The sequence below is a fragment of the Streptococcus infantis ATCC 700779 genome (assembly GCF_000187465.1).
GTDB lineage: Bacteria > Bacillota > Bacilli > Lactobacillales > Streptococcaceae > Streptococcus > Streptococcus infantis.
Genome location: NZ_GL732439.1, coordinates 883,207 through 901,764, shown reverse-complemented (window position 1 = coordinate 901,764; position 18,558 = coordinate 883,207). Strand labels below are relative to the sequence as shown.

General features: G+C 38.5%; 16 protein-coding genes and 1 pseudogene. 16 read left to right on the top strand and 1 reads right to left on the bottom strand.

The window, feature by feature from the left end; translation table 11 throughout:
• Window positions 1-318 precede the first annotated feature (318 nt).
• From glgB to HMPREF9423_RS06815, 6 genes are all read left to right on the top strand, one after another.
• Window positions 319-2,247: a 1,4-alpha-glucan branching protein GlgB gene (gene glgB / locus HMPREF9423_RS06840; RefSeq protein ID WP_006148605.1), complete on the top strand. Its 1,929-nt coding sequence runs from the start codon at window positions 319-321 to the stop codon at window positions 2,245-2,247.
• Entirely contained in the window at window positions 2,237-3,379 is a 1,143-nt protein-coding gene (locus HMPREF9423_RS06835; RefSeq protein ID WP_004253502.1) for a glucose-1-phosphate adenylyltransferase, read from the top strand. Before glgB ends, HMPREF9423_RS06835 begins: the two co-directional genes overlap by 11 nt.
• Entirely contained in the window at window positions 3,369-4,508 is a 1,140-nt protein-coding gene (gene glgD, locus HMPREF9423_RS06830) for a glucose-1-phosphate adenylyltransferase subunit GlgD (RefSeq protein ID WP_006148604.1), read from the top strand. The genes HMPREF9423_RS06835 and glgD overlap by 11 nt, the downstream gene beginning before the upstream one ends.
• A complete protein-coding gene (gene glgA / locus HMPREF9423_RS06825) occupies window positions 4,505-5,938 on the top strand; it encodes a glycogen synthase GlgA (protein ID WP_006148603.1) in 1,434 nt (477 codons plus the stop codon). The genes glgD and glgA overlap by 4 nt, the downstream gene beginning before the upstream one ends.
• 62 nt (window positions 5,939-6,000) lie before the next feature.
• Window positions 6,001-6,642: a phosphoserine phosphatase SerB gene (gene serB, locus HMPREF9423_RS06820; protein ID WP_006148602.1), complete on the top strand. Its 642-nt coding sequence runs from the start codon at window positions 6,001-6,003 to the stop codon at window positions 6,640-6,642.
• Window positions 6,643-6,660: 18 nt separating this feature from the next.
• Complete coding sequence (locus tag HMPREF9423_RS06815; protein ID WP_006148601.1) at window positions 6,661-7,770, top strand: glycerate kinase; 1,110 nt, start codon at window positions 6,661-6,663, stop codon at window positions 7,768-7,770.
• Window positions 7,771-7,772: 2 nt separating this feature from the next.
• Here the strand turns inward: HMPREF9423_RS06815 and HMPREF9423_RS06810 are convergent, their stop codons facing one another.
• A complete protein-coding gene (locus HMPREF9423_RS06810) occupies window positions 7,773-8,216 on the bottom strand; it encodes a DUF1694 domain-containing protein (RefSeq protein ID WP_006148600.1) in 444 nt (147 codons plus the stop codon).
• A gap of 163 nt (window positions 8,217-8,379) precedes the next feature.
• Between HMPREF9423_RS06810 and eno the strand changes: the two genes are divergently transcribed.
• The 10 genes and pseudogenes from eno (at window position 8,380) to HMPREF9423_RS06760 (ending at window position 18,505) form a co-directional block, all read left to right on the top strand.
• Complete coding sequence (eno, locus tag HMPREF9423_RS06805; protein WP_006148599.1) at window positions 8,380-9,684, top strand: surface-displayed alpha-enolase; 1,305 nt, start codon at window positions 8,380-8,382, stop codon at window positions 9,682-9,684.
• Between the two features lie 177 nt (window positions 9,685-9,861).
• Window positions 9,862-11,201: pseudogene (gene xseA / locus HMPREF9423_RS11765) on the top strand (exodeoxyribonuclease VII large subunit).
• Window positions 11,179-11,391 (top strand): exodeoxyribonuclease VII small subunit, encoded by a 213-nt coding sequence (locus HMPREF9423_RS06795; protein WP_006148596.1) that lies wholly within the window; start codon window positions 11,179-11,181, stop codon window positions 11,389-11,391. Before xseA ends, HMPREF9423_RS06795 begins: the two are co-directional and overlap by 23 nt.
• A complete protein-coding gene (locus HMPREF9423_RS06790; RefSeq protein ID WP_006148595.1) occupies window positions 11,388-12,263 on the top strand; it encodes a polyprenyl synthetase family protein in 876 nt (291 codons plus the stop codon). The genes HMPREF9423_RS06795 and HMPREF9423_RS06790 overlap by 4 nt, the downstream gene beginning before the upstream one ends.
• Window positions 12,256-13,071 (top strand): TlyA family RNA methyltransferase, encoded by an 816-nt coding sequence (locus tag HMPREF9423_RS06785; RefSeq protein ID WP_006148594.1) that lies wholly within the window; start codon window positions 12,256-12,258, stop codon window positions 13,069-13,071. Before HMPREF9423_RS06790 ends, HMPREF9423_RS06785 begins: the two co-directional genes overlap by 8 nt.
• A complete protein-coding gene (locus HMPREF9423_RS06780) occupies window positions 13,064-13,495 on the top strand; it encodes an arginine repressor (RefSeq protein WP_006148593.1) in 432 nt (143 codons plus the stop codon). The genes HMPREF9423_RS06785 and HMPREF9423_RS06780 overlap by 8 nt, the downstream gene beginning before the upstream one ends.
• A gap of 6 nt (window positions 13,496-13,501) precedes the next feature.
• Window positions 13,502-15,169 (top strand): DNA repair protein RecN, encoded by a 1,668-nt coding sequence (recN, locus tag HMPREF9423_RS06775; RefSeq protein WP_006148592.1) that lies wholly within the window; start codon window positions 13,502-13,504, stop codon window positions 15,167-15,169.
• A complete protein-coding gene (locus HMPREF9423_RS06770; RefSeq protein WP_006148591.1) occupies window positions 15,170-15,898 on the top strand; it encodes a metallophosphoesterase family protein in 729 nt (242 codons plus the stop codon).
• 81 nt (window positions 15,899-15,979) lie between these two features.
• A complete protein-coding gene (gene lepA / locus HMPREF9423_RS06765) occupies window positions 15,980-17,803 on the top strand; it encodes a translation elongation factor 4 (RefSeq protein ID WP_006148590.1) in 1,824 nt (607 codons plus the stop codon).
• A 90-nt stretch (window positions 17,804-17,893) separates the two neighbouring features.
• Complete coding sequence (locus HMPREF9423_RS06760; protein ID WP_006148589.1) at window positions 17,894-18,505, top strand: hypothetical protein; 612 nt, start codon at window positions 17,894-17,896, stop codon at window positions 18,503-18,505.
• Window positions 18,506-18,558 lie beyond the last annotated feature (53 nt).

The following is an 18,558-nucleotide window of genomic DNA, read 5'->3' as shown; positions in this document are numbered from 1 at the left end:
AATTTCAGAAAATTTGATAAAATTGTACTTAAGATACTTTATCCGAACAAAAAGTTTGATTCATGAAAATAACGTTAAGTTTTTAAAGTATCTGTTTTGCAAAATTAGCATTGAAAAAAATATTGTAAGTAATTTAATGCTACAAAAACTGATATCAAGGTAGAATATCAATAAATACTGAAAATTTAAGAAATGTCAAGATAATTACTTGAAGATTTTCTAAAAAATATTTATGATAATTCGGAAATTGGTTGAAAGTTTTCTTAAAAGATAGTATAATAGAAATATAGAAAACGCTTACAATATAAAGGGGGATTTATGGATACATTAGAAGCTTTAAGAACTTTTACAACAGGCGAAAATTTCCATCTTCAGCACTATTTGGGCGCACATCGTGAGGAGAAAGACGGGGAATGGGGTTACACATTCCGTGTTTGGGCTCCAAATGCGCAGGCTGTTCATCTAGTCGGTGATTTCACGAATTGGGTTGAAAATCAAATCCCTATGGTTCGAAACGAATCTGGAGTTTGGGAAGTTTTTACAACTTTTGCCCAAGAAGGTCAGATTTATAAATATCATATCACACGGGCTAACGGTCATCAGCTTATGAAGATTGATCCTTTAGCTGTTCGGTATGAAGCACGTCCAGGAACAGGGGCTGTGTTAACAGAAATTCCAGAAAAGAAATGGAAGGATGGACTTTGGTTAGCTCGTAGAAAACGTTTGGGATTCTTCGAAAGACCAGTAAATATTTACGAAGCACACGCTGGTTCGTGGAAACGAAATCCAGATGGAACTCCATATAGTTTTGCTCAATTAAAAGATGAGCTGATTCCTTACTTAGTTGAAATGAACTACACTCATATTGAGTTTATGCCTTTGATGGCTCACCCGCTAGGTTTGAGTTGGGGCTATCAACTGATGGGATATTTCGGTTTAGAACATTCTTACGGAAGACCAGAAGAGTTTCAAGACTTTGTTGAGGAGTGTCACTTAAACAATATCGGTGTTATCGTGGACTGGGTTCCAGGTCACTTTACAATCAATGATGATGCCTTAGCCTACTATGATGGAACTCCGACTTTTGAATATCAAGACCATAACAAAGCTCATAACTATGGTTGGGGGGCATTAAACTTCGACTTAGGCAAAAACGAAGTACAATCTTTCCTAATTTCTAGCATTAAGTTCTGGATTGATTTTTATCATTTAGATGGTATCCGTGTAGATGCCGTAAGTAATATCCTTTATCTTGATTATGATAATGCACCTTGGACACCAAATAAAGACGGTGGAAATCTTAACTACGAAGGCTATTATTTCCTTCAGCGTTTAAATACTGTTATTAAGCTAGCTCACCCTGATGTCATGATGATTGCAGAAGAAAGCTCTTCGGCAACTAAAATAACAGGTCCGAAAGAGATGGGTGGTCTTGGATTTGACTACAAGTGGAACATGGGATGGATGAATGACATCTTACGTTTCTACGAAGAAGATCCAATTTACCGCAAGTATGATTTTAACCTTGTAACCTTCAGTTTTATGTATGTTTTTAATGAAAATTATCTCCTACCATTCTCACATGATGAGGTTGTACATGGTAAGAAGAGTATGATGCATAAGATGTGGGGGGATCGTTACAATCAATTTGCAGGCCTTAGAAACCTTTATACTTATCAAATTTGCCACCCTGGTAAGAAATTGCTCTTTATGGGTAGCGAATTCGGTCAATTCTTAGAGTGGAAATCAGAAGAGCAATTAGAATGGTCAAACCTTGAAGATCCAATGAATGCCAAGATGAAATACTTCACATCTCAGTTGAATCAACTTTATAAGGACCACCGTTGTCTTTGGGAAATTGATACAAGCTATGATGGAATTGAAATTATCGATGCAGATAATAGAGATCAGAGTGTTCTTTCCTTTATTCGTAAAGGAAAGAAAGGAGAGATGCTAGTCTGTGTCTTCAATATGGCACCGGTTGAACGTCCTGATTTCACAATTGGACTGCCAGTTGCAGGTGTGTATGAAGAAATTTGGAATACAGAGTTGGATCAATGGGGAGGTGTTTGGAAAGAACACAATCAAACCGTTCAAACTCAAGAAGGATTATGGAAGGATTATGAGCAGACTTTGACCTTTACCTTGCCAGCTTTGGGGGCAAGTATCTGGAAAATCAAACGTCGCTTAAAACCCGCTAAAAAAGAATCAAATAAATCTCAAAAAGGAGTAGAAAATGAAGAATGAAATGCTAGCTTTAATCCTTGCCGGTGGGCAAGGAACTCGTCTCGGTAAACTCACTCAAAGCATTGCAAAACCTGCTGTGCAATTTGGTGGGCGCTACCGTATCATTGACTTTGCTCTTTCTAACTGTGCCAACTCTGGTATCCACAATGTTGGGGTTATTACACAGTATCAACCACTAGCTCTCAACAGTCACATTGGTAATGGTTCTAGTTGGGGTCTTGATGTAATTGATTCAGGTGTTTCTATCCTTCAACCTTACTCTGCAAGTGAAGGAAATCGTTGGTTTGAAGGTACAAGTCATGCGATTTACCAAAATATTGACTATATCGATAGCATTAATCCTGAGTATGTTTTGATTCTTTCAGGAGACCATATCTACAAGATGGACTATGATGATATGCTCCAATCACACAAGGATAACAATGCCAGCTTGACAGTTGCTGTTTTGGATGTACCACTAAAAGAAGCTAGTCGTTTCGGTATTATGAATACAGATGCTAATAATCGCATTGTTGAATTCGAAGAAAAACCTGCTCAACCAAAATCAACCAAGGCATCAATGGGGATTTATATCTTTGACTGGAAACGACTTCGCAACATGCTAGTTGCTGCTGAAAAGGCTAACCTAGATATGTCTGATTTCGGAAAGAATGTTATTCCAAATTATCTTGAGACAGGTGAAAGTGTCTATGCTTATGAATTTAATGGATACTGGAAGGATGTCGGTACAATCGAATCTCTTTGGGAAGCAAATATGGAATACATCTCTCCAGAAAATGCTCTAGATAGCCGAAATCGTCAATGGAAAATTTATTCTCGTAACCTTATCGCTCCACCAAACTACCTTGGAGAATTTGCTCAAGTAGAAGACTCTCTAGTAGTAGATGGATGTTACGTGAATGGTACTGTAAAACATTCCATTCTTTCTACAGCTGCTCAAGTTCGTAAGGGAGCAGAAGTTGTTGATTCTGTCATCATGAGTGGAGCAGTTATCGGTAGAGGTGCTAAAATTACACGTGCAATCATCGGTGAAGGTGCAATTATTGCCGATGGTGTTGAAATTGATGGTACAGAAGAAGTACAAGTAGTCGGATATAACGAAGTAGTGGGGGTAGCAACAGATGAAGATTGATAAATATTCAGCGATTTTAGGAAATACCGTTGGTTTCCATGATATGTCAACCTTGACAAGTAACCGTCCAGTGGCAAGTTTGCCATTTGGAGGAAAGTATCGTTTGATTGACTTCCCACTCTCAAGTTTAGCAAATGCTGGTGTTCGAAGTGTCTTTGGAATCTTCCAACAAGATAACATCAGCTCTGTATTTGACCACATTCGTTCTGGACGTGAATGGGGCTTGAATACCCTTCTTAGCCACTACTATCTTGGAATCTACAATACTCGTGTGGAAAGTAGTACTGTTGGTAAGGAGTATTATCAACAACTCTTGACTTATTTAAAACGTTCTGGATCTAACCAAACAGTTTCCTTGAACTGTGACGTTTTGGTAAATATTGATCTTACTCAGGTTTTCCATTTGCATAATACTACAAAATCTCCTATTACGGTTGTTTATAAAAAACTACCTAAAAAGGATATTTCAGAAGTAAATGCTATCCTAGATATTGATGAAACTGACCACGTGCTCTCTCACAAACTCTTCGATAAAAAAGCTGAACAAGAATACTACAACATGTCAACGGATATCTTTGTTGTAGATACTCAATGGTTAATTGAACGTCTGGAAGAAGAAGCTCAGAAAGAACACCCAGAAAAACTACGTTATGTTCTACGTGACTTAGCAGTAGAATCAGGTGCTTTTGCATACGAGTATACTGGTTACTTAGCTAATATTCATTCTGTAGAAACATATTACCAAGCCAATATTGATATGCTTGATCTGCATAAATTCTACTCTTTATTCTCTCCAAATCAAAAGATTCACACAAAGGTGAAAAACGAAGAACCAACTTATTATGCACCTGGTTGTGAAGTAAATACTTCGCAGTTTGCTTCAGGTAGTATTGTCGAAGGTAAGGTTGTTCGTTCAGTTGTTTCGCGTAATGTTCAAATTCATAAAGATAGCTTAGTTAAAGAATCTATTGTTTTCCCTCGTGTTGTCATTGGTGAAGGTGCTCAGGTTGAATATGCAATTATTGATAAGGGTGCTGAAGTAGCTGATGGAGTTATTATTCGTGGTACAGCAGAAAATCCTGTTGTCATCAAAAAAGGTGAAAAAGTAACAGAGGACATTCTTTCATGAAAATTTTATTTGTAGCAGCTGAAGGAGCCCCTTTTTCTAAAACAGGTGGCTTGGGAGATGTTATCGGGGCTCTTCCAAAATCATTAGTTAAAGCTGGTCATGAAGTTGCTGTTATCCTGCCATACTATGACATGGTGGAATCCAAGTTTGGTGATCAAATTGAAGATGTTCTTCAATTTGAAGTATACGTTGGTTGGCGTAGACAATTTTGTGGCATTAAGAAGACTGTTTTAAATGGTGTTACCTTCTACTTTATTGACAACCAGTATTATTTCTTCCGTGGTCATGTGTATGGTGATTTCGATGATGGTGAACGTTTTGCTTTCTTCCAACTCGCGGCTCTGGAGGCTATGGAGCGCATTAGATTTATTCCAGATGTTCTTCATGCTCATGATTATCATACAGCTATGATTCCTTTCTTGTTGAAGGAAAAATACAGATGGATTCAAGCCTATCAAAACATTAAGACTGTCTTAACGATCCATAATTTGGAATTCCAAGGTCAATTCTCTGAAGGTATGCTTTGGGATTTGTTTCGAGTTGGATTTGAACGCTATGCGGATGGTACAGTTCGCTGGAATGACTGCCTGAACTGGATGAAGGCTGGTATCCTCTATGCAGACCGTGTATCTACTGTATCGCCAAGCTATGCTTATGAAATCATGACAACAGAGTTTGGATGTGGTTTGGATCAAATTCTTCGAATGGAGTCTGGTAAGGTTTCTGGTATTGTAAATGGAATCGATACGGATCTTTATAATCCAGAAACGGATCCTTTGTTGGATTATCATTTTAATAAATCAGACCTATCAGGAAAAGCTCAGAATAAAGCTAAACTTCAGGAGAAAGTTGGTCTTCCAGTTCGTCCTGATGTTCCAATGATTGGTATTGTGTCGCGTTTGACAAGACAGAAAGGTTTTGATGTCGTCGTTGAAGGTTTGCATCGCATGCTTCAAGAAGATGTTCAAATCGTTCTCTTGGGAACAGGTGATCCTGGTTTTGAACAAGCTTTCTCATGGTTTGGTCAAGTATTCCCAGATAAACTTTCTGCCAATATTACCTTTGATGTCAAGCTAGCACAAGAAATTTATGCAGCCTGTGATATTTTCCTCATGCCAAGTCGTTTTGAACCTTGTGGACTTTCTCAAATGATGGCGATGCGTTATGGAACATTACCACTTGTTCATGAGGTAGGCGGGTTGAGAGATACTGTTCAACCATTCAATCCAATTGAAGGAACGGGTACAGGATTTAGTTTTAATAACTTAACCTCATACTGGCTTAACTGGGCTCTTCAAACAGCCTTGGATGTCTATTATAATCATCCAGATGTTTGGAAGAAACTTCAAGTCCAAGCAATGGAATGTGACTTCTCTTGGGATACAGCTTGTCAGTCTTACCTTGATTTGTATCACAGCTTAGCAAATTAAATAAATAAAATCGTATGATGCTTTCATACGATTTTTTGAGATGATGAAAGTATGGGGAATAAATGAATAAAGCTAGAGGACTCTGTGTCCTAGATGTTGATGGAACTCTGATAGAAGAAGAGGTTATTGATTTATTAGGGAAAGAGGCAGGGTGCGAAGAAGAAGTAGTCCTGCTAACAGCTCAAGCTATGAGAGGAGAATTAGACTTCGAGGCAAGTTTAAAAAGACGTGTTTCTCTTCTTAAAGGTCTCTCTATAAATTCTTTTGATAAGATTTATCATGAACTTCACCTTAGTAAAAATGCTGTCAAGTTTATTAAAGTTCTTCAAGAAAATAAGATAGAAGTCAGTTTAGTATCAGGCGGATTTACCACTGTTGTAGAAAGATTAGCAAAAGATTTGGGTATTTCATTATATACTGCTAATCAACTGGAAATCAAAGATGATCATTTAACTGGAAATCTAATTTGCCCTATTATTAGCAGAGAAGTAAAAGAAGCAACCCTCGTGAGATGGGCTGAAGAATTAGAAGTCCCTTTTGATAGAACAATTGCAATCGGTGATGGAGCTAATGACTTAAAAATGCTTAAAAGTGCAGGACTTGGAATAGCCTTTTGTGCCAAGGATATTGTGAAAAAGGAAATAAATCTTCAGATAGATGAGAGAGATTTTGGGAAAGTTTTGGAAATGATAGACTTCCTTTAGATAGAAAGAGGAATCAAAATGAAAGTTGTTATCGCGCCGGACTCTTTCAAAGAGAGTCTTCCTGCAAACGAAGTAGCAGAAGCTATAAAAAGAGGATTTAAAAGGGTGATACCAGATGCTGAATGTCTACTTTTACCTGTTGGTGATGGAGGTGAAGGAACAGTAGACGCCATTAAAAGTTCTCTAGGTTTGGAAGAAAAAACAGTCCAGGTAACTGGACCTTTTGGTGATGAGGTTTTGATGTCTTACTTTCAAAAAAGAGAATTAGCTCTATTTGAAGTTGCAAATTTAGTAGGTCTTGCTAAAATCCCTTTTGAAAAACGACATCCTCTAGAGATTCAAACAAAGGGAATTGGTCAACTTATTCTCCATTTGATAGAACAAGGAATCAAAGATATCTACGTTGGTGTCGGTGGTACGGCTAGTAACGATGGTGGAATTGGCATTGCTGCAGGACTCGGATATCAATTTTATGATGAAAATGGAATTGAACTGGAGGCTTGTGGCCAGTCCTTGTTTGAAATTAGTCATATTTCGAAAGATAAAGCCTCATCTGTTCCTGCAGATGTTCGTATCAAAATTTTAGCGGATGTGTCCAATCCTCTCTGTGGACCTCATGGAGCCACCTATACATTTGGAAAACAAAAAGGATTAAACCCTGCTAAATTCCAAGACGTTGATATTGCTATTGAAAACTTTTATGGTAAAGTCGCACCTGAAATATCAAAATTAGAGGGTGCAGGAGCAGGCGGTGGTATTGCAGCTGGCTTGTGTGCCTTCGCTGGAGCAGAGATTGTATCTGGTATCAAAACTTGTTTGGATTTAGTGAAATTTGATGAACAGGTCGCAGATGCGGATCTCGTTATCGTTGGTGAAGGTAGACTGGACTCGCAAAGTCTAGCTGGAAAGGCGCCAATTGGAGTAGCAAAAAGAACACCAAGGGGTGTTCCAGTTATTGCTATTTGTGGTAGTTTATCAGAGGATTTACCACCCTTACCATTTGAGAATATAGTCGCAGCTTTTTCCATACTTGAAAAAAGCGAACCGTTAGCAGACAGTCTAAAAAAAGCAGCTGTCTATTTAGAAAATACAGCTGCAAGTATCGCACGAATCATGTCTTTGAGATAGAGTTAACCAAACCATTTTTTCCAGAGAGAAGTAGGAGCTTTCGTCTCTTTCTCTTGCCACAAGTCTGAAAAGGCCTTTCTGAGGTCTTTTTCACTTGTTTGAACCGGAACATCGCTATGGATAACCAGTCCGAAAGGAGAAGAGTTATGATCTTCAGAAACGATAGTTGCTTGGCAATCAGAATCTTTGGCATTTTTTAAATAATAAACTTGTTTTTCAAACTCAACTTGAGGAGAGATTTTGACAAACAGAGGTTCAGTTTCTTTTTTAAAAGTCTCTAAAATTGTTAAAAATGCCTTTTGAAATTTGTCATCATTCGCAGTAGCGAGTTCGGCGTAGCCAAGAACACGTTCTTCAAAGGTACCAAGAAAGCGTCTTTGTTCGTCTGGATTTAATTTAAGCCCGCCATGAGCTTTTTCTAATATTTGTTTTGATATATCAGTCATAAATATAGTATATCATAAAAGTCTATAGATAAGGCGGAAAAGAAAGCGATTACTTAACAAACTTAAGGAAAATTTGCACAAAGATAACGTTTTTTCTTGAAAAAGGTATCTTTTTGATGTATCATAGAGGTGTAAAATAATTTAACTCAAAGGAGAGTAAAAAATGTCAATTATTACTGATGTTTACGCTCGCGAAGTCCTAGACTCACGCGGTAACCCAACACTTGAAGTAGAAGTTTATACTGAATCAGGTGCTTTCGGACGTGGTATGGTTCCATCAGGAGCTTCTACTGGTGAACACGAAGCAGTTGAACTTCGCGACGGTGACAAATCTCGTTACGGTGGTCTTGGTACACAAAAAGCTGTTGACAACGTAAACAACATCATTGCTGAAGCAATTATCGGCTACGATGTACGTGACCAACAAGCTATCGACCGTGCTATGATCGCTCTTGACGGTACTCCTAATAAAGGTAAATTGGGTGCAAACGCAATCCTTGGTGTGTCTATCGCTGTAGCTCGCGCTGCTGCTGACTACCTTGAAATCCCACTTTACAGCTACCTTGGTGGATTCAACACTAAAGTTCTTCCAACTCCAATGATGAACATCATCAATGGTGGATCTCACTCAGATGCTCCAATCGCTTTCCAAGAGTTTATGATCTTGCCAGTTGGTGCTCCAACATTTAAAGAAGCTCTTCGTTACGGTGCTGAAATTTTCCACGCTCTTAAGAAAATCCTTAAATCACGTGGTTTGGAAACTGCCGTAGGTGACGAAGGTGGATTCGCTCCTCGTTTCGAAGGAACTGAAGATGGTGTTGAAACTATCCTTGCTGCCATTGAAGCTGCTGGATACGTTCCAGGTAAAGACGTATTTATCGGATTTGACTGTGCTTCATCAGAATTCTACGATAAAGAACGTAAAGTATACGACTACACTAAATTTGAAGGTGAAGGAGCTGCTGTTCGTACTTCTGAAGAGCAAATCGACTACCTTGAAGAATTGGTTAACAAATACCCAATCATCACTATCGAAGATGGTATGGATGAAAACGACTGGGATGGTTGGAAAGCTCTTACTGAACGTCTTGGTAAGAAAGTTCAATTGGTTGGTGACGACTTCTTCGTAACAAACACTGACTACCTTGCACGTGGTATCCAAGAAGGTGCTGCTAACTCAATCCTTATCAAAGTTAACCAAATCGGTACTCTTACTGAAACTTTTGAAGCTATCGAAATGGCTAAAGAAGCTGGTTACACTGCCGTTGTATCACACCGTTCAGGTGAAACTGAAGATTCAACAATCGCTGACATCGCAGTTGCAACAAACGCAGGACAAATCAAGACTGGTTCACTTTCACGTACTGACCGTATCGCTAAATACAACCAATTGCTTCGCATCGAAGATCAACTTGGTGAAGTAGCTGAATACCGTGGATTGAAATCATTCTACAACTTGAAAAAATAAAATAGTTCAGTGAACTAATGAAAGCCCTTGGATTTTTCCGAGGGCTTTTGTATATTATTAGACAAGCTCAAAGAAATCCAGTCTTGTTTTCGTATTCTAGAGGTGAAAAGAGAGATTTTTAAACGTTTTTTTGGTATAATAATACCCAGGAAAAACTAGAGAAAGAAGGAGGTTGAGATGGAAAAGTATTTGTCAGTAACAACTTTGACTAAGTATCTGAAAATGAAATTCGATAAAGACCCATACTTGGAGAGGGTCTATTTAACTGGTCAGGTTTCTAACTTCCGGAAGCGTCCAACTCATCAATATTTTTCTCTAAAAGATGATCGAGCTGTTATCCAAGCAACTATTTGGTCAGGTATTTATCAGAAACTAGGTTTTGATTTGGAAGAAGGGATGAAGATCAATGTTATCGGTCGTGTCCAAGTCTATGAACCAAGTGGGAGCTACTCTATCATCATTGAAAAAGCAGAGCCTGATGGTGTAGGGGCTCTTGCAATTCAGTTCGAACAATTAAAAAAGAAATTATCAGAAGAAGGCCTTTTTCAAGAACGCTTTAAACAAGCAATCCCTCAGTTTGCAAAACGCATCGGGGTTGTGACTAGTCCTAGTGGTGCTGTTATACAGGATATTATTACTACCGTTAGTAGACGTTTCCCAGGGGTTGAGATTGTTTTATATCCTACCAAGGTTCAAGGCGAAGGGGCAGCAGAGGAGATTGCCCGTAACATTGCTAGAGCTAATGAACGAGAAGACTTGGATGTTCTTATCATTGGTCGTGGTGGTGGTTCAATTGAGGATCTTTGGCTTTTAACGAAGAGATTGTAGTGCGTTCTATCTTTGAATCGCGCCTTCCTATTATTTCAAGTGTGGGCCACGAAACGGATGTAACCTTGGCTGATTTTGTTGCCGACAAGAGAGCAGCAACACCAACTGCTGCAGCAGAGTTAGCTACACCTGTGACTAAGTTAGATCTTCTGACCTACCTTAAAAATCAAGAGAAACGAATGGCTACTGCTGTACAAAATACTTTATCAAAGAAAAAAGAAGCCTTGAGAGGGCTTAGTCAATCAGTCATCTTCAGGCAACCAGAGCGTTTATATGATGGATATCTGCAACGATTGGATCAGTTAGTACTTCGACTGAAGCAGGGATTGAATGGTGAGTTAGTTAGAAATCAACAGAAGGTTCAAGCTCAAATCCATCGTTTGGAGCAATTATCCCCAAATGTCAAGATTCAGCGCTACCAAGACCGTATTCAACAGTTACAAAAATTAATGCGTAGCCAGATGGCTGTGATCTATGATGCCAAGGTTGCTGAAGTAAAACGCTTGTCAGAAGCTCTGCTCATGTTAGATACGAGTCGTATCGTAGCAAGGGGTTATGCGATTGTTAAAAAAGAGGATACCGTGGTATCTTCAGCAAATGATTTGAAAAAAAATGACCAGGTGATGTTGATGATGCGAGATGGTCATGTAGAATTAGAGGTTAAAGATGTCAAAACAGAAGAAATTTGAAGATAATTTAGCAGAGCTTGAGACTATTGTTCAGAGTTTAGAAAATGGTGAAATCGCTTTAGAAGATGCTATTACTGCATTTCAAAAAGGAATGCTTCTTTCAAAAGAATTGCAAGCAACACTTGATAAAGCAGAAAAGACCCTGGTTAAAGTCATGCAAGAAGATGGAACAGAAAGCGAACTTCTATGAACAAGCAAGAAAAATTAGCTTTGGTTGAGTCAGCTCTTGAGGAGTTTTATGGAGACCAGCAATTAGCTGCTAATCTCAGAGAAGCTGTTCTCTATTCTATTCATGCAGGTGGTAAACGAATTCGTCCTTATCTGCTTTTAGAAGTTTTGGAGTCTTTACAAGTTCCAATCACTATAGCTCACGCCCAGGTTGCAGCAGCGCTTGAGATGATTCACACAGGAAGCTTAATTCATGATGATCTTCCTGCTATGGATGATGATGATTTTCGTCGTGGGAGTTTAACCAACCATAAGAAGTTTGGTGAAGCACTAGCAATTTTAGCAGGAGATGCCCTCTTTTTAGATCCTTATGCTTTGATAGCGCAAGCAAACTTGCCAAACGAAATTAAGGTAGATTTAATAGCTTCTTTGTCCCTTTCTTCTGGAAGTATGGGGATGGTCGCTGGCCAAGTTTTGGATATGGAAGGTGAAGGTAAACATTTAAACCTAGAAGAACTTCAGACCATCCATGCTAATAAAACGGGTAAACTCTTAGCCTTCCCTTTTCAAGCGGCAGGAGTTATTGCAGAATTGGATGAAAATCTTCAAATACAGTTGAAAACAGTTGGAGAGCTGATTGGGCTTGCTTTTCAAGTGAGAGATGATATCCTTGATGTTACTGCTAGTTTTGAGGAAATTGGTAAAACACCACAAAAAGATTTGCAAGCTGAGAAATCAACCTATCCTGCTTTGTTAGGTTTGGACGAGGCAAAAGTTTTTTGTAACCGAACTTTGAATCAGGCTAATGAAAAATTAGACGTGATTAGCCAATTAGTCGACTTTGATAAAGAACCAATTGTGAAAATAGTAGAAAGTTTGAGAATCAATGCCTAAGGAAAGAGTAGATGTACTTGCCTACAAACAAGGTTTATTTGAAACAAGAGAACAGGCTAAGAGGGGCGTAATGGCTGGATTAGTGATTGCAGTCCTTAATGGTGAGCGTTTTGATAAACCAGGAGAAAAAATTCCTGATGATACTGAATTAAAACTCAAGGGTGAGAAACTCAAGTATGTGAGTCGAGGGGGCTTGAAACTTGAGAAAGCTTTAGAAAAATTTGACATATCAGTTGAAGGCAAAACGACCATCGATATCGGCGCTTCTACAGGAGGCTTTACTGATGTCATGCTTCAAAATGGTGCAAAACTGGTTTATGCCGTTGATGTTGGGACCAATCAGCTAGCCTGGAAATTACGTCAAGATTCACGTGTTATCAGCATGGAGCAATTTAACTTTCGTTATGCTGAAAAAAATGACTTTGAAGAAGAGCCAAGTTTTGCAAGTATTGATGTGAGTTTTATTTCTTTGAGTCTCATTTTACCGGCTCTATATAGAATATTGGTCGACCAAGGGGAAGTTGTTGCACTCATAAAACCACAGTTCGAGGCAGGCCGAGAACAGATTGGTAAAAATGGAATTATAAGAGATGCCAAAGTTCACCAAAATGTTTTAGAATCAGTTACTAAAATGGCAGTTGATGAAGGATTCTCAGTCTTAGAATTGGATTTCTCTCCTATTCAAGGTGGACACGGGAATATTGAATTTCTTGCTTATTTACGTAAAGAAGAACATGCAAGCAACCAAGTAGTTTCTGAAATAGAAAAAGTAGTAGAGAAAGCACATAGAGAGTTTAAAGATGAATAAAAAAGAAAGACTTGAAAAGATTAGAAGATTTGTGACTGATTATCAAATCGGCACACAAGAAGAAATCGTTGAACACTTGAGAGAAGCAGGCATCTCTGCTACTCAAGCAACTGTTTCACGTGATATCAAAGAATTAGGGATTGTAAAAATTCCTTTGAAAGACAATACATATGTCTATGAATTACCAAAGTCAGTAGTTAAAAGTTTACAGTTAGCTGAGAACAATATCGAAAGTTTTGAAAGAATGGGTAATCTCATCAACTTAGATGTTATTCCTGGGAATACAATTTTTGTAAAAAGTCAATTAACTCAAACATTTTCGGATATGATTTTTAGCTGTTTAGCAGATGATAACTCAATTTTAATTGTGGCGCGAACTGAAGAAGCAGCTATAGAGATTGTTGAACAAGTTAAAAAGTGGTAGGACCTTATGTTACTTGAAATTTCAATTAAAAACTTTGCCATCATTGAGGCTATTTCACTTAATTTTGAGAAGGGAATGACAGTTCTGACGGGGGAAACCGGTGCTGGGAAGTCTATCATCATCGATGCTATGAATATGATGCTGGGAGCAAGAGCTACAACGGACGTCATTCGTCATGGTGCTCCTAAGGCTGAAATCGAAGGTCTTTTCTCGGTTGAAAACAGTCATGCTTTGCAAATGATTTTTGATGAGCAAGGAATAGAGATAGGTGATGAAATTATCATCCGTCGTGAAATTTTACAAAACGGGCGTAGTGTTAGTCGTGTCAATGGACAGATGGTTAATCTATCTGTTCTTCGCTCAATTGGACAGTATCTTGTTGATATCCATGGCCAACATGATCAAGAAGAGTTAATGCGTCCCCAAGTGCACATTCAGATGCTTGATGGGTTTGGTGATGCAAATTTTCTGGAACTGAAGCAAGCCTATCAGACAAACTTTGATGCTTATTGTAAAATGCGCAAGCAACTTCTTGAGATTAAGAAAAATCAAGAAGAGCACAAGGCTCGTATTGAAATGTTGGAATTTCAGATGACTGAAATTGAATCTGCGTCCTTACAGCCAGGTGAAGACCTCAAACTAAACCAAGAACGAGATAAACTTTTAAATCATAAAAATATTGCTGATACGTTGACTAATGCTTATACAATGTTAGATAATGAAGAATTTTCAAGTCTAGCTAACGTGCGTTCAGCTATGAATGATATGGAAAGTTTAGAAGAGTATGATGTAGAATATCGTGAAATTTCTACTTCCTTATCTGAATCTTATTATGTTCTAGAAGATGTTACTAAACGCTTAGAGGATATTATTGAAAGTCTTGATTTCGACGGTAATCGCTTGATGCAGATTGAAAGCCGTTTAGATCTCATTCACTCCATTACACGTAAGTACGGTGGGAATGTTGACGATGTCTTGATGTATTTTGCTAAAATCACAGAAGAATACAACCTTCTGACTGGCAATCATTTATCTTCAGATGATATGGAAGCAGAACTCAAAAAATTGGAAGTAAGTCTAGTTGACTTAGCAACTAAGCTTGCATCTGCTCGACATAACTTAGCTCAACAATTAGAAATTGAGATACAGCAAGAACTCAAAGACCTTTATATGGATAAGGCTCGATTTCAGGTTCAATTTACTAAAGGTAAGTTTACTCGCGAAGGAAATGAAAGTGTTGAATTTTACATCTCCACCAACCCTGGAGAAGACTTTAAACCATTGGTTAAAGTAGCTTCTGGAGGAGAGTTGTCTCGCCTCATGTTGGCAATCAAGTCTGCTTTTTCTCGTAAGGAAGGTAAGACCAGCATTGTATTTGATGAAGTAGATACAGGGGTTTCAGGTCGTGTAGCCCAAGCAATCGCTCAAAAGATTCATAAGATAGGTCAGAATGGTCAAGTATTAGCTATATCTCACCTTCCTCAAGTCATTGCGATCGCAGATTATCAGTTCTTTATTGAAAAGATTAGTAATGACCATTCAACTGTTTCAACAGTTCGCTTGTTGACAGTTGAAGAAAGGGTGGAAGAAGTTGCTAAAATGTTGGCTGGTGAGAATGTGACTGAAGCAGCACTTAGTCAAGCGAGAGAATTGTTACAAAGTAAGGAGAAATAAATGACAGACTATTATGTTATTGGAGATGTTCACGGAAAAGCAGGAATGCTCGAGGACCTTCTAAAAACATGGGATGGCAAAACCCAATTACTCTTTCTTGGAGACTTGATTGATAGAGGAGAAGATAGTCGACGTGTTCTTGAAATGGTTAAGGACTTGGTAGAAAATCAAGGAGCGATTTGCATATCAGGAAATCACGAGTACATGTTTTTAACTTGGTTGGATAATCCTGAAGAAAGTTATGATCATTACCGTAGGAATGGTGGGGATACAACTATTAATTCTATTTTGGGGCGTCCACTGGATGCACCAGTAGATGGAGTAGCAGATGCTAAGCGTGTTAAGACGGAAGCTACAGACTTAGTAGAATTTATCCGACAAATGCCATTTGTGATTGAAACAGATCAGTATATCTTTGTTCATGCTGGAATTGATTTAACTTTGGATGATTGGCATGAAACTACAGATTACAAGAAAGTCTGGCTCAGAAAACCATTCCACGAAGCAGTTAATCATACAGGGAAAACAATTGTTTTTGGGCATACACCTGTCTATGGTTTACTAGATCAGAAACCAGGTACTGCTGACCTTTGGGTGACAGAAGATGGCAAGGTTGGAATGGATGGAGGAGCTGTCTATGGTGGTGTCCTTCATGGAATTGTCTTTACTGACCAAGGTATGACAGAGCATTATTTCATTGAAAATGACGGCTTTGTTGCTGAAGATTAATACTCTCTACAGGGTATTATGGTCTTGTCAAAAACATAAAAACAATTTATAATTAATAGATACCCTGAAAGGAAGAGAATCTTGAATTTAGAAGAATTGAAAAAACGTCAGGAGAAGATCCGGAACTTTTCCATTATCGCGCATATTGACCATGGGAAGTCAACATTGGCTGACCGTATTTTAGAGGCTACAGAGACGGTTTCTAGTCGTGAAATGCAAGCTCAGCTTCTTGATAGTATGGATCTAGAGAGAGAACGTGGGATTACTATCAAATTGAATGCCATCGAGCTTAATTATACTGCCAAAGACGGCGAAACCTATATTTTCCACCTGATTGACACACCAGGACACGTGGACTTCACTTATGAGGTATCACGTTCTCTAGCTGCATGTGAGGGAGCCATTTTGGTTGTCGATGCTGCCCAAGGGATTGAGGCTCAAACATTAGCTAACGTTTACCTTGCCTTAGATAATGATTTGGAGATCCTTCCAGTTATCAATAAGATTGACTTGCCTGCTGCAGATCCGGAGCGCGTGCGTACAGAAATTGAAGATGTCATCGGTCTGGATGCTAGTGATGCTGTATTAGCTTCAGCAAAAGCTGGGATTGGAATTGAAGATATTTTAGAGCAAATTGTAGAAAAAGTTCCAGCACCAACTGGTGATGTATCAGCACCATTAAAAGCTTTGATTTTTGACTCAGTTTACGATGCTTATCGTGGTGTTATCCTCCAAGTTCGTGTCATGGATGGAGTTGTTAAGCCAGGTGATAAGATTCAGCTCATGAGCAATGGTAAAACCTTCGATGTTACTGAAGTCGGAATATTCACCCCAAAAGCAGTAGGACGTGACTTCCTTGCGACAGGTGACGTTGGTTATATTGCAGCATCTATCAAGACTGTTCAAGACACTCGTGTCGGTGATACAGTTACCTTGGCGGCAAACCCTGCTTCAGAGCCCCTATCTGGATACAAGCAGATGAATCCGATGGTTTTCGCAGGTCTTTATCCAATCGAGTCAAATAAATACAACGACCTTCGTGAAGCCCTTGAAAAATTGCAGTTGAACGATGCTAGTCTTCAGTTTGAACCCGAAACATCGCAAGCTCTTGGATTCGGTTTCCGTTGTGGCTTCCTCGGACTTCTACATATGGATGTTATCCAAGAACGTCTAGAACGGGAATTTAACATAGATCTTATTATGACTGCACCATCTGTTATTTACAAGGTCAATCAGACTGATGGTGAATCTATGGATGTATCGAATCCATCCGAGTTTCCTGATCCTACTAAAATTGCAACTATTGAAGAACCTTATGTTAAAGCACAAATCATGGTACCACAGGAATTTGTAGGAGCTGTTATGGAACTAGCTCAGCGCAAACGTGGTGACTTTGTCACGATGGACTATATCGATGATAATCGTGTCAATGTTATCTACCAAATTCCACTTGCTGAAATTGTCTTTGATTTCTTTGACAAGCTCAAATCTTCAACACGCGGCTATGCAAGCTTTGACTATGAACTGTCAGAGTATCGCCCATCTAAGCTAGTGAAAATGGATATCCTTCTCAATGGAGACAAGGTTGATGCACTCAGCTTTATCGTTCACAAGGACTTTGCTTATGAACGTGGAAAACTCATTGTTGATAAGCTTAAGAAAATTATTCCACGTCAACAGTTTGAAGTTCCAATCCAAGCGGCAATTGGACACAAGATTGTTGCTCGTACAGATATCAAAGCTCTTCGTAAGAATGTTCTTGCCAAGTGTTATGGAGGTGACGTTTCTCGTAAACGTAAACTTCTTGAAAAACAGAAAGCTGGTAAAAAGCGCATGAAAGCAATTGGATCAGTAGAAGTTCCTCAAGAAGCCTTTCTAAGTGTCTTGAGTATGGATGAAGAATAATTGATTTCAATTATTCTTTTGAATGAATCACAGTTATCTTTTGACACTTTTATTTACATACATTAAAATAGAGGTGAAAGGAGAAGGATTATGAAAAAAATCGTAAACTTATCTACACTTTTAGTGTGTTGCCTTTGCCTCGCTTCTTGTAATACTTCAAAATCTAAAAAAGAAGTAGCCTCAGAAGCAACAACAGTTCAAGAAACTACTACAGCCCAAGAAACAACAACTGTAGCTGAATCAACAATTAAAGATACACAGGTAATTGGGTCAGATGCTTATGGCTACGTAAAAGTTCCAAAATCATGGATTCATTTTACAGAAGTTGAGGGTGGTGATGATATTCAGTACTGTGATGGAACGGACATCAATATCGTAACCCTAAATACTTTTAAACCAGAGCACCTTGGTGTTAGTGAAAGTGAATATGCTGCTCTTGATGCTGTTCAAGTCTCTACTAGTGTTTATCAAACGAAACAACAAAGCAAGGATTTCTCTAAAGTTTGGGGATCTAAGTCAAAAATTGGTGGTTATGACGCCTATGTCGTAAACTGTATTGCTAAAAATGGTAAATATCTAGTGATCTGGATCTTTGAATCAGATGATGGAAAGTTAAGATACGTTTCTCTAGAAGGAACACCTGAAGTGTTGAAGGATATGCTTCCATTGATTGAACAAAGTTGGACTACAAAAAAAGATTAATAGAAAAACAGGATGTATGTCCTGTTTTTTTCTACCTTTTTTCAAAACTATTT

Bases quoted from the DNA above. Each gene is read 5' to 3' on its own strand.
- glgD (WP_006148604.1), top strand. From the start codon at position 3,369: ATGAAGATTGATAAATATTCAGCGATTTTAGGAAATACCGTTGGTTTC.
- HMPREF9423_RS06815 (WP_006148601.1), top strand. From the start codon at position 6,661: ATGAAAGTTGTTATCGCGCCGGACTCTTTCAAAGAGAGTCTTCCTGCA.
- HMPREF9423_RS06770 (WP_006148591.1), top strand. From the start codon at position 15,170: ATGACAGACTATTATGTTATTGGAGATGTTCACGGAAAAGCAGGAATG.
- HMPREF9423_RS06790 (WP_006148595.1), top strand. From the start codon at position 11,388: ATGAACAAGCAAGAAAAATTAGCTTTGGTTGAGTCAGCTCTTGAGGAG.
- eno (WP_006148599.1), top strand. From the start codon at position 8,380: ATGTCAATTATTACTGATGTTTACGCTCGCGAAGTCCTAGACTCACGC.
- recN (WP_006148592.1), top strand. From the start codon at position 13,502: ATGTTACTTGAAATTTCAATTAAAAACTTTGCCATCATTGAGGCTATT.
- HMPREF9423_RS06795 (WP_006148596.1), top strand. From the start codon at position 11,179: ATGTCAAAACAGAAGAAATTTGAAGATAATTTAGCAGAGCTTGAGACT.
- HMPREF9423_RS06760 (WP_006148589.1), top strand. From the start codon at position 17,894: ATGAAAAAAATCGTAAACTTATCTACACTTTTAGTGTGTTGCCTTTGC.
- serB (WP_006148602.1), top strand. From the start codon at position 6,001: ATGAATAAAGCTAGAGGACTCTGTGTCCTAGATGTTGATGGAACTCTG.
- glgB (WP_006148605.1), top strand. From the start codon at position 319: ATGGATACATTAGAAGCTTTAAGAACTTTTACAACAGGCGAAAATTTC.
- glgA (WP_006148603.1), top strand. From the start codon at position 4,505: ATGAAAATTTTATTTGTAGCAGCTGAAGGAGCCCCTTTTTCTAAAACA.
- HMPREF9423_RS06780 (WP_006148593.1), top strand. From the start codon at position 13,064: ATGAATAAAAAAGAAAGACTTGAAAAGATTAGAAGATTTGTGACTGAT.
- HMPREF9423_RS06835 (WP_004253502.1), top strand. From the start codon at position 2,237: ATGAAGAATGAAATGCTAGCTTTAATCCTTGCCGGTGGGCAAGGAACT.
- HMPREF9423_RS06810 (WP_006148600.1), bottom strand. From the start codon at position 8,216: ATGACTGATATATCAAAACAAATATTAGAAAAAGCTCATGGCGGGCTT.
- HMPREF9423_RS06785 (WP_006148594.1), top strand. From the start codon at position 12,256: ATGCCTAAGGAAAGAGTAGATGTACTTGCCTACAAACAAGGTTTATTT.